The sequence below is a fragment of the Geobacillus sp. Manikaran-105 genome (assembly GCF_002809955.1).
GTDB classification, from domain to species: Bacteria; Bacillota; Bacilli; order Bacillales; family Anoxybacillaceae; genus Geobacillus; species Geobacillus thermophilus.
The window spans coordinates 1-10,950 of sequence record NZ_PIJG01000029.1; the positions used below are offsets into that span (position 1 = coordinate 1).

The 10,950-nt window shown below is 50.3% G+C and carries 9 protein-coding genes; 8 read left to right on the forward strand and 1 reads right to left on the reverse strand.

Annotation, left to right across the window (positions count from 1 at the left end):
• Positions 1-301 precede the first annotated feature (301 nt).
• The gene (locus CV945_RS09905; RefSeq protein WP_100659665.1) at positions 302-1,690 is read left to right on the forward strand and encodes a hypothetical protein; all 1,389 of its coding nucleotides are present in this window, start codon (positions 302-304) and stop codon (positions 1,688-1,690) included.
• Between the two features lie 125 nt (positions 1,691-1,815).
• Positions 1,816-2,145, forward strand: a complete 330-nt coding sequence (locus CV945_RS09910) for an Mpo1-like protein (protein ID WP_100659666.1) — start codon at positions 1,816-1,818, stop codon at positions 2,143-2,145.
• Between the two features lie 100 nt (positions 2,146-2,245).
• Here CV945_RS09910 and CV945_RS09915 read toward each other — a convergent pair whose 3' ends face one another.
• On the reverse strand, positions 2,246-3,136 hold the full coding sequence (locus CV945_RS09915; RefSeq protein WP_100659667.1) for an Rpn family recombination-promoting nuclease/putative transposase: 891 nt from the start codon (positions 3,134-3,136) through the stop codon (positions 2,246-2,248).
• A 205-nt stretch (positions 3,137-3,341) separates the two neighbouring features.
• On the opposite strand from CV945_RS09915, the gene CV945_RS09920 reads away from it, so the two are divergent.
• The 6 genes from CV945_RS09920 to CV945_RS09945 all read left to right on the forward strand — a co-directional run bounded on the left by CV945_RS09920 (position 3,342) and on the right by CV945_RS09945 (position 10,904).
• Positions 3,342-3,878 (forward strand): NfeD family membrane protein, encoded by a 537-nt coding sequence (locus CV945_RS09920; protein ID WP_033013903.1) that lies wholly within the window; start codon positions 3,342-3,344, stop codon positions 3,876-3,878.
• A 21-nt stretch (positions 3,879-3,899) separates the two neighbouring features.
• Positions 3,900-5,417, forward strand: a complete 1,518-nt coding sequence (locus CV945_RS09925; RefSeq protein ID WP_042382522.1) for a flotillin lipid rafts scaffold protein FloT — start codon at positions 3,900-3,902, stop codon at positions 5,415-5,417.
• Positions 5,418-5,567: 150 nt separating this feature from the next.
• Complete coding sequence (locus CV945_RS09930) at positions 5,568-6,488, forward strand: diacylglycerol kinase (RefSeq protein ID WP_100659668.1); 921 nt, start codon at positions 5,568-5,570, stop codon at positions 6,486-6,488.
• A 76-nt stretch (positions 6,489-6,564) separates the two neighbouring features.
• Positions 6,565-7,938, forward strand: a complete 1,374-nt coding sequence (gene rlmD, locus CV945_RS09935; protein ID WP_100659669.1) for a 23S rRNA (uracil(1939)-C(5))-methyltransferase RlmD — start codon at positions 6,565-6,567, stop codon at positions 7,936-7,938.
• 338 nt (positions 7,939-8,276) lie between these two features.
• On the forward strand, positions 8,277-9,734 hold the full coding sequence (locus tag CV945_RS09940; RefSeq protein ID WP_100659670.1) for a type I restriction-modification system subunit M: 1,458 nt from the start codon (positions 8,277-8,279) through the stop codon (positions 9,732-9,734).
• 6 nt (positions 9,735-9,740) lie between these two features.
• Positions 9,741-10,904, forward strand: coding sequence for a restriction endonuclease subunit S (locus tag CV945_RS09945; protein ID WP_100659671.1), 1,164 nt, complete (start codon positions 9,741-9,743; stop codon positions 10,902-10,904).
• Positions 10,905-10,950 lie beyond the last annotated feature (46 nt).

The window sequence follows — 10,950 nt, forward strand, 5'->3', positions numbered from 1 at the left end:
GGTTTGGTAGCACATCTATTCTAACCAAGGAATCGGGTTCATGTCTCCTTTTTTGTTTCGATGTAAATTTATGTTAATGATTTTGCTCATCTACAGTATATATTTTTATCCGTTCATCTCCGCAACTTGAAAACATTACGGAGGGAAAAACGTGGATTTACTGACTTTGAGGGTGTAAGCAAAGCGTGTTGTGAATTTGAGCAGTTGCTTCATCATAGAGGGGGGCAAATCTTTCTGCAAGGAAGGAAACGTTCTCGATTTCATAGAATATTACAACCACCACGGATGGAAGGGGATTCAAATGGGCCCAAGTGCACCACTATGGATGTCAATGTTGTACTACATCATGTGCGCTGCCACGTTGCTCGTTGGGGTGGCGATGCTAGTGAAAGGAACGGTTCGCCGCTTGTATTCGCTCGTTGCAGTGATCGCAGTGCCGCTCTTTTTTCTGAACAATTTTCACACCATCGCCAGGGTCGGCGTCGATCCGTTCGCCTACTGGCAGCAATCCCTCATCGAAGGACAATGGTGGGCGTGGCTGTCGCTTGCGTTGTTTCTTTACATCGTCTGGTACTGGGCATGGCTTGTCCAGCGCATAGGAGGTCAAAAGGAAGGACAAGTTTGGTGGAAGCGGCAGAGATGGATATGGGTGGTGCTGGCGGCAGCCGCGCCTGCCATCGTGTATTGGGGGCAGAACGTTGGCGATTCCATCGTCTCCTCGGTGCGGACGTATGAACCGTCCAAAGCTCACTTGTCGAAAGATCCGTCAGCGCGCATTTTCTTTTTGTATTCTCACCCATTGGCGCGAGAGTCGTATATCGTGGAGACGGACGAACATCGTGTGCGCAAAGTGGTGACGCTGAAAGCGGTTGGAATATCTCGCCTTTCGCCCGCTTCCTCAACAAAGGAACTGTTGTTGTGGTCAGATTATACGGGACGGCATGTCTATCGACTGAATCGAGACACATGGACATTGGTCGATCAAGAAGCGGTCTCCAGCCCTCTTTCGTTTGCCTCGATGGAGGGGGAGTGGGAGATTCGTTCACTGAATCAAGATGTCAACACCCATAAACTAGAAGTCCGGAAAGGGGGAAAATTGCTATTTTCGAAGCGGTTCCCTCCTTACATTCTTCAAGTTTTGCGCGCAGGGCCGCATTTCTATGTGTTTGCTGATGCGATGGAACAGGAGCACGGTGTATTGTATGTGTTGGATCAGCGCGGTTCCGTAGTGAAGGAAATTTCGTTGCCTACGTCCTTCGCGCGCTCCATGGCGGTCTTTCACGGCCGCCTTGTCATCGCCACGAAACCTCGCCTCACCATCGTGGATCCGCATTCATGGCGAGTGGCCTATTGGGGCATGGGGCAAGAAGAGACGCAGTTCGATCAGCTTTACGTGAAGGGAGACACGCTGTGGGTGAGCTATGTCCAGAGGGGAAAGTCAGGATGGCTTGCGCTGAATGATCAGTTTAAGGTGATGGAGAAGCATGAGCTGCCGTCGGTATACTGGGAAGCGCGGTTTTACGGCGACTATGTGTATGCATTGTTTGAGCCGCAGGAGGGGAACAAGGCGGACCATGCTGGAGAAATGAACATTTTCCATCTTCGTACAGGCCAACTTGCCGCCAAGTTTACCGTGCCGAAGCAAAAGCACAACTTGCAGACATTTCAGGTGATGGATGAAATACAATAGGAGTAGGGGATAACGATAGGTCCGAGCATGCCGTTATGGATGTTGATTGGATACTGGGCTGTCGGCATCGCCACGTTCATCGCTGGCGTGGCGGCGCGCCGCATCCGTCGAAGGGGGAAAGGGAGATGGAATTCCGCGATTATGAAGAGTTTTGGCCCTTTTATTTGACCCAGCACCGGAAACGAGCGACAAGGCGTTGGCATTTTGTCGGAACGAGCTTCGTGTTTTTGTTTGTGATCATCGCGATCGCGACGAGGAATGCGTGGTGGTTGCTCGGCGCGCCAATCGCCGCCTATGCGCTCGCCTGGTTCAGCCACTTTTTCATCGAAGGAAACAACCCCGCCACCTTCGGCCATCCGTTTTGGTCGCTTCGGGCCGATTTTCGCATGTACAGGCTCATGCTTACGGGGCAGCTTGGGCGGGAATTGGAGCGGATGGGGATTTCAGAGGAATAAAGCGAAGAACGATGAAAAGGCCTTCTCCCTGAAGATGTTTCAAAGTTCGAAGGAGTGGGGGCGGCCATTCGAATGATTCAGGGAGAAGGGGTTTGCCTTCTCATGGCTTCAATTGTTCAATCGTTTCTAGCGGCAGTCCGGTCAGTTCATGGATCGTGTCAGCATCAAATCCTTTTGCCAACATTCGTTTCGCAACATCTAGCTTTGCTTTCTCCATTCCTTTCTCTATTCCTTTTTCCATTCCTTTTTCCATTCCTTTTTCCATGCCTTTCTGTTCGTATGACACGATAAGTTCCATGACTTTGGCAGCCTCCTTTTCCTCCATGGTCTTCACCTCATCTCGCAGTCGGACTTCTTCTTCCTCCGATAACCGCAAATACGTTTCGAAAAAGCCGAACAACAGACGCTGTCTCGCCTCATCGAGCTCGAGGCGGGTGAGCATGCGCAAAAATTCCTTTTTCACTTCCACCTTCTCCTCTTCATTATACCCCATTTTGCTTAACAGGGCGGCAGCGACCGGGTTGTCATGGCGGATGTATGTGCGCCATGGGAGTTTGGACAATTCCACCGTCAAAAAACGGAAATCGAGAACGGTCAAAAACGGAAACGAAACGGTGAATGAAGATGGTTCATCGCGGATGGCATCATAGCTGAAGATGGCGATCGGAAGAATGCGGCGGCGGTGTTTTTGAAACAAGCGGCTGAAATAAATGAACATTCGCTCTGAAAACGAGGATTGGATGTAGCTTTGATGTTCGATGTGGACGACGATCAGTCCATCTTCTCCTCTCAGCTTCGTCTCGACCAATAAATCGACTCGATGTTTTTCACCCGCGGTGACATCGGTCAGCACTTCTTCTGATAAAAAGGAAAGGGAGTGAAAGTCAATCTGTTCGTGTACGTGAGGAAAGAAGAGGAGAACAAATTCTTCAAAAAAGGTGCTCAACAACTCTTTAAACAGCCGATCGTGGTCAATGCGCGTTTCTGACATGGTCTTCCTCCCGATATGTTTTTAGATTCGCATAGCTTGATTCGCCTTGCACTATGCAAAATCCTGCCGGTCTCCCTGCATTTTTTCTGCTGTTAGAAGAAGGAAATCAGGGAGGATTGTCGAATTTTGATGACATTGGAAAAATGATGAAACCAACGGCTGCCTTCGCCGTATGTATAAGCGAAGGGGAAAGGAGGGAGGGGAGTTGTTCAGCCATTCGCCTGAAGTTGTGTACGGATGGGTGCTTGTCGTCAGTGCGTTGTTGACGGTTTTGTATTTTTTCTTCAGCGATGTGCTTGACGGTTTGTTCGATGTGGCTGATCATCCGCTGTTCAGTCCGCAGCTAGTTTTATCGTTTTTCATTGTTGGCAGCGCGGTCGGATTGCTGGCGGAATGGTACACAGACTGGGCATCGAGCTTGGTTCTGTGGCTTGCCATCGGTGTGGCGCTTGTTGCTGTGTTGCTGTTGCACTTTTTCGTTTTTTTGCCGCTCCGTTCGGCTGAGGCGTCACTTGGGTATACGGACGCCGATTTGGAGGGGGCGCTTGCTAAAGTGATCGTCTCGGTGCCGCCTGACGGGTTGGGCGAAATTCTCATCTCCCGTAAAAGCGGCGCGGTGGCCAAAGCGGCGAAAAGCGCAAATAATGAGGCCATTCCGTCAGGGGAAGAGGTCATCATCGTACAAATGGAAAACGGCGTCGCTGTGGTGGCGAGGCACGATCCGTATCACCTTTCCATCTAAAACAAAGAAAGGGGACTTGTCATGGTTGCGCCATGGTTGATGGTCATTGGTGTCGTCGTCTTGCTTCTTGTCGGCCTTATTGCCATTTTTATCGCCCGCTACCGCACCGTCGGGCCGGACGAGGCGCTCATTGTGACGGGCAGTTACTTAGGAAGCAAAAACGTTCATGTCGATGAATCGGGAAACAAAATCAAAATCGTCCGCGGCGGCGGCACGTTCGTCGTGCCGATTTTCCAACAGGCTGAGCCGCTGAGCCTATTGTCGATCAAGCTTGACGTGCAAACGCCCGAGGTGTACACCGAACAAGGCGTGCCCGTGATGGCGGACGGGGTGGCCATTATTAAAGTCGGCAGCTCAATCGGCGAAATCGCGACCGCGGCCGAGCAGTTTTTAGGGAAAACACGCCAAGATATGGAAAACGAAGCGAAAGAAGTGCTCGAAGGCCATCTCCGTTCCATTCTCGGGTCAATGACTGTTGAAGAAATTTACAAAAACCGCGACAAGTTTTCGCAAGAAGTGCAGCGTGTCGCGTCGCAAGATTTGGCGAAAATGGGGCTCGTCATCGTCTCGTTTACGATCAAAGACGTGCGCGACAAAAACGGCTACCTTGATGCACTCGGGAAACCGCGCATCGCCCAAGTGAAGCGCGACGCCGACATCGCAACAGCCGAGGCGGAAAAAGAGACGCGCATCAAGCGCGCCGAAGCGGACAAGGAAGCGCGCAAAGCCGAGCTCGAGCGGCTGACGGAAATCGCCGAAGCGGAGAAAATCAACCAACTGAAGCTCGCCGAGTTCCGCCGCGAACAAGACATCGCCAAAGCGCGCGCCGACCAGGCGTATCATTTGGAGGAAGCGAAGGCGAAACAAGAAGTGATGGCCCAACAAATGCAAATCAAAATCATCGAGCGGCAAAAACAAATCGAGCTCGAAGAAAAAGAAATTTTGCGCCGCGAGCGCCAATACGACTCGGAAGTGAAGAAAAAAGCCGATGCCGAGCGCTATGCGATCGAACAAAAAGCGGCGGCGGAAAAGGCGAAACAAATCGCCGAAGCCGATGCGCAAAAGTACCGCGTCGAAACGCTGGCGAAAGCGGAAGCGGAGCGCGTCCGACTCGACGGGTTGGCAAAAGCCGAGGCGGAGAAAGCGAAAGGGGAAGCGGAAGCGGAAATCATCCGACTGAAAGGCCTCGCCGAAGCGGAAGCGAAACAAAAGATCGCCGAAGCGTTCGAGCGCTATGGCCAGGCTGCGGTGCTCGACATGATCATCAAGATGCTTCCGGAGTATGCGAAACAAGTGGCGAGCCCGCTTGCGAACATCGAGAAGCTGACGATCGTCGACACCGGCTCAGGAGCGGGGGGCGGCGCCAACCGCGTCACGGGCTATGCGACGAACTTAATGGCGAGCTTGCAGGAGACGTTGAAAGCGTCAACCGGCATCGATGTGAAGCAGCTGCTCGAGAGCGTCGCCCAGGGTGGAGCGGCCCATGTCCAGCCGCTCGGTGCGCCAGCATCGTCCCAAGAGGCGAAGACAACAGAATGATGCCTATCCTCCCACAGCGCCCTTCGCTTGAACCCGAGGGCGCTGTTTCTCGCCGCCTTGTTCACGACATTCGTCGGAGTTGCGCATCAAGCGTTGTTTCGTTATGATGGGAACGAGTGGAATGGAAAAAAAGGAAGTAGGTTGAGAATAATGAAACGAGCTCGAATTATTTATAACCCGACATCGGGTCGCGAGTTGTTTAAGCGCCATTTGCCTGATGTGCTCGTGCGGTTGGAAAAGGCGGGCTATGAAACGTCGTGCCACGCCACCGAAGGGCCGGGGGATGCGACGGAAGCAGCGCGCCAGGCCGTCCTGCGGGAATTTGATCTCGTTGTCGCCGCAGGGGGCGACGGAACGATCAATGAAGTCGTCAACGGCATCGCCGATCAGCCGCATCGGCCGACACTGGGCGTCATTCCTGTCGGGACGACGAACGATTTCGCCCGCGCCATCGGCGTGCCGCGTTCGATTGAAGGGGCGTGCGACGTGATCGCCACGGGTGAGCCCGTCCCGATTGACATCGGCTGTGTGACGAACGAAGACAAAACGCACTATTTCATCAACATCGCGGGCGGCGGGCGCCTGACCGAGCTCACCTACGAAGTGCCGAGCAAGCTGAAAACGATGCTTGGCCAGCTCGCCTATTACTTGAAAGGGATCGAGATGTTGCCGTCCATCAAGGCGACCGAAGCGCAAATCGAGTATGACGGCAAACTGTTCGAAGGCGAGATTATGATGTTTTTGGTTTCGCTCACGAACTCGGTCGGCGGGTTTGAAAAACTGGCACCCGATTCATCATTGAATGACGGCCTGTTCGATTTTATCATCGTCAAGAAAACGAACTTGGCCGAATTCATCCGCCTTGTCACCCTCGCGGCGCGCGGCGAGCACATCAACGACCCGCACGTCATTTACACGAAAGCGAACCGGGTAAAAGTGCACTCGCCGATGCAGCTGAACTTAGACGGCGAATTCGGCGGCATGCTTCCAGGGGAGTTCGTCAATTTGCGCCGCCATATTGACGTATTGATGCCAAAAGAAAAGGCAGAACAAGTGAGAACAGGAAGATAAGCCTGTTCTTTTCTTATGCCTTTCCCCTATAAAGGGCACGCTACATATACAGAGGAACGGCAGAAAGGAGAACGACATGACGAAGCAGCAACCACCAGTCGCCAAAAACGAGTATTATGACGTCACATTCACCGATTTGACCCACGACGGCCTCGGCGTGGCGAAAGTCGACGGCTTTCCCTTGTTCGTGAAACACGCGCTTCCCGGCGAGCGGGCGAAGGTGAAAGCGATCAAAGTGAAAAAAGGGTATGGGTACGGCCGCCTCGTGGAGCTGTACGAACCAAGCCCCGACCGCGTTGAGCCGCCGTGCCCCGTCTATCGCCAATGCGGCGGCTGCCAGCTGCAACACCTCAGCTACGAAGGCCAGCTGAAAGCGAAGGAAAAGCAGGTGAAAGAAGTGCTCGCCCGCATCGGCAAGCTAGAAGGCGTCACCGTCCATCCCGTCATCGGGATGAAGAACCCATGGCGCTACCGCAACAAGGCGCAAGTGCCGGTCGGCGAGCGCGAAGGGGGCTTGGTGGCGGGCTTTTACAAGGAGCGGACGCATGAAATCATCGATATGGACGCCTGCCTCATCCAGCAAGAGGCGAACGATGTCGTCGTCCAGGCCGTGAAGCGCATCGCCGAACGCTATGGTATTCCCCCATACGACGAAGCTACGCACAAGGGCGTTCTTCGCCATATTGTCGCCCGCTACGGCGCGTCAACTGGCGAGGTGATGGTCGTGCTCGTCACCCGCACGGACCATCTGCCTCACGAACAGGACATTGTCCGTGACATCGTCCGCGCCATTCCGGGCGTGAAATCGATCGTGCAAAACGTCAACCCCGAGCGGACGAACGTCATTTTCGGCGCCAAAACGCGGGTGTTATGGGGAAGCGAGTTCATCACCGACCGCATCGGCGGCATTCAATTCGCCATCTCGGCCCGCTCGTTTTACCAAGTCAACCCCGAACAGACGAAAGTGCTGTATGACAAAGCGCTCGAATACGCGGAGTTGACCGGGCGGGAGACGGTGATCGACGCCTACTGCGGCATCGGCACGATCTCGCTCTTTTTGGCGCGTAAAGCGAAACACGTCTACGGCGTCGAAATCGTCCCCGAAGCGATCGAAGACGCCAAGCGCAACGCCAAACTCAACGGCATCCAAAACGTCACCTTCGAAGTCGGCGCCGCCGAAGACGTCATCCCGCGCTGGTACGAAGAAGGCATCCGCGCTGACTGCTTGGTCGTTGACCCGCCGCGCAAAGGCTGTGACGCCGCGCTGCTTGAGACGATCATCGCCATGAAACCGCCCCGCGTCGTCTACGTCTCGTGCAACCCGGCGACGCTCGCCCGCGACTTGCGCATCCTAGAAGACGGCGGCTACGAAACGATCGAAGTCCAGCCAGTGGACATGTTTCCGCACACGGCGCATGTGGAGTGTGTGGCGAAAATTCGGTTGAGATAAGACAACGGGCCGGTGGATCCGGCCTTGTTGTTTGCAGTCGAATTGGGCAAACGGCCATGACGACACGAATGACATGATAAAGATTTCATCCGCCTGCAAAACTGGGGGCTGGATGAGATCCATCCTATTGAGAATCCACACCACTTGCAAGTGTTCCTCGAACGGTTATGGTGAACGACTCCCGCTTCATGCAAAGCACAGTCGGAGTTTCTTTGCCCCAAATGTCACCCTCTGTCTTCCTGAGCGTCAACCGGCATAAAACATATTTTTCTTCCCCCTTTTGTACCGAAAACCGTATATAATGGAGATTGGAAATCACAAGGAGGTACATAGAAGCCATGCTCACAGGCGAATTGCGCCATAAAGTCGATAAAATATGGGAAACGTTTTGGACAGGCGGAATTACGAACCCGCTGACGGTCATTGAACAGTTTACCTACTTATTGTTCATCAAAGGCTTGGATGAAGTCGAAACACAGCGCGAGCAGGAGGATGCGCTGCTCGGCATTGAATCGGAATGCATCTTTCCTCCCGATAAGCAACACTTGCGCTGGAGCAAATTCAAACATTTTGAAGCCGCCCATATGTACGATGTCGTGTCCAATGAAGTGTTTCCATTCATCAAAAACTTGCACGGCAATCGGGAATCGGCCTATGCAAAATATATGGGCGACGCCATTTTCATGATCCCGACGCCGCAAATGCTCGTCAAAATCGTCGACGGCATTGACCGCATTCCGATGAAAGACCGCGATACGAAAGGCGATTTGTACGAGTATTTGTTATCGAAAATCGCCACCGCAGGCACGAACGGCCAATTCCGCACCCCGCGTCATATCATTCACATGATGGTCGAGCTGATGAAACCGACGCCGGAAGACATCATCGTCGACCCGGCGGCGGGGTCGGCGGGGTTTTTGGTGGCGGCGGGCGAATATTTGCGCAAGCACCGCAGCGATTTATTTTTAGTGCAAAGTTTAAAAGAACATTTTAATAACCGTATGTTCTACGGTTTTGATATGGACCGCACGATGTTGCGGATTGGCGCGATGAACATGATGCTCCATGGCATTGAAAATCCGAATATCGAATATCGCGACTCCTTGTCGGAACAAAACAAAGATAAGGACAAATACACCCTTGTCCTTGCCAATCCGCCTTTTAAAGGTTCATTAGATTATGATGCAGTTTCAAATGATTTGTTAAAAGTTGTAAAGACAAAGAAAACCGAACTTTTATTTTTGGCATTATTCTTACGCATTTTAAAAACGGGCGGACGTTGCGCGTGCATCGTACCGGACGGGGTATTGTTCGGCAGCTCGAAGGCGCATAAAGATATCCGCAAAGAAATTGTGGAAAATCATAAATTAGAAGCAATTATTTCCATGCCAAGCGGTGTGTTTAAACCGTACGCTGGAGTTTCGACGGCAATTATGATTTTCACAAAAACAGGCGTCGGCGGAACGGATCAAGTATGGTTCTATGACATGAAAGCCGATGGCTACTCGTTGGACGATAAGCGCACTCCGATTGAAGAAAATGACATTCCGGACATCATTGCGCGATTCCATAACCGTGAAGCGGAAAAAGAACGGAAGCGCACGGAGCAGTCATTCTTTGTGCCGGTGGAAGAAATTCGTGAAAACGGCTATGACCTTTCGATTAACAAATATAAAGAGATTGAGTATGAAGAGGTGGAGTATGAAGCGCCAAGTGTGATACTTGAAAGAATAGAAGCGTTGGAAAAAGAGATTATACTGGGAATTAAAGAGTTGAAGGAAATGATTAAGGAGTAAAGTATTATGACCGCAATTAAGTATAAAAAAGTTGCAGAAGTATGTGAAATAATCATGGGACAATCACCTTCGTCTGATACGTATAATGATAGGAAAGAAGGCTTGCCTTTTTTTCAGGGGAAAGCTGATTTTGGTAAACTGCACCCAACTCCTAAGACTTATTGTTCTGCACCTTTAAAAGTTGCAAATGAAAACGATATATTAATGTCAGTACGAGCACCTGTAGGGGATGTTAATATTGCGAATACTAAGTGCTGTATTGGTAGGGGATTAGCTGCTATCAGAGCGAATAATGATATGATTAACTATAAATATTTATTTTATGCACTAAACTATAAGAAAAATGAAATCGAAAGTATGGGGACGGGAAGTACTTTTAAGGCTATAAGTAAAAAAGATATAGAGAGCATTCAGATACCGGTTTTCGATATAGAAAATCAAGTAAAGATTGTGAAAGCATTAGACAAAGCCCAAGAACTCATTGACAAACGAAAAGCCCAAATTGAAGCGTTAGACCAGTTAACGCAAAGTGTGTTTTTGGAGATGTTTGGGGATCCAATCAAAAATACAAATCAATACAAGAAAGAAAAGTTAGCTAATTTGTGTATTAAAATAACGGATGGTACTCATCACTCGCCACCTACTGTAAAAGAAGGTATCCCGTACATTACTGCTAAACACTTGAACAAGGGAGGCCTAGATTTCTTCAAAGACCCTACTTACGTCTCGCTAGAAGATCATCAAAAAATTTATGAAAGATGTAACCCAGAGAAAGGGGACGTTCTATATATAAAAGATGGAGCTACAACAGGCATTGCTGCAATAAATCATTATGATTTCGAATTTAGTATGCTATCTAGTTTGGCACTTATTAAAGTCGATTTTAATAAATTGAATAATTACTATTTAACCCATTTTCTTAATAACGAGAGAGTTTTCAGAAAAATAACAAGTGGTATGAACGGTGGAGCAATTAAGAGACTAACATTAAAAAAAATTAACAATATTGAGGTAGTTGTTCCTCCTATTGAATTACAAAATCAATTTGCTGAAATTATTAAAAAAATTGAAATTCAAAAAGAATTATTGCAGAAAAGTTTAGAAGAACTCGAAAATAACTTCAGTTCCCTCATGCAACAGGTATTTAAGGGAGAACTATTCAACGATTAATGCATGTAAAGGAAATTCATGTCGGTTTGGTCAGGGGAGGGGTGTT

What these genes read in the sequence shown, in the direction of transcription:
- rlmD (WP_100659669.1), top strand. Translation starts at nt 6,565, where the DNA reads ATGACGAAGCAGCAACCACCAGTCGCCAAAAACGAGTATTATGACGTC.
- CV945_RS09905 (WP_100659665.1), top strand. Translation starts at nt 302, where the DNA reads ATGGGCCCAAGTGCACCACTATGGATGTCAATGTTGTACTACATCATG.
- CV945_RS09915 (WP_100659667.1), bottom strand. Translation starts at nt 3,136, where the DNA reads ATGTCAGAAACGCGCATTGACCACGATCGGCTGTTTAAAGAGTTGTTG.
- CV945_RS09930 (WP_100659668.1), top strand. Translation starts at nt 5,568, where the DNA reads ATGAAACGAGCTCGAATTATTTATAACCCGACATCGGGTCGCGAGTTG.
- CV945_RS09925 (WP_042382522.1), top strand. Translation starts at nt 3,900, where the DNA reads ATGGTTGCGCCATGGTTGATGGTCATTGGTGTCGTCGTCTTGCTTCTT.
- CV945_RS09910 (WP_100659666.1), top strand. Translation starts at nt 1,816, where the DNA reads ATGGAATTCCGCGATTATGAAGAGTTTTGGCCCTTTTATTTGACCCAG.
- CV945_RS09940 (WP_100659670.1), top strand. Translation starts at nt 8,277, where the DNA reads ATGCTCACAGGCGAATTGCGCCATAAAGTCGATAAAATATGGGAAACG.
- CV945_RS09945 (WP_100659671.1), top strand. Translation starts at nt 9,741, where the DNA reads ATGACCGCAATTAAGTATAAAAAAGTTGCAGAAGTATGTGAAATAATC.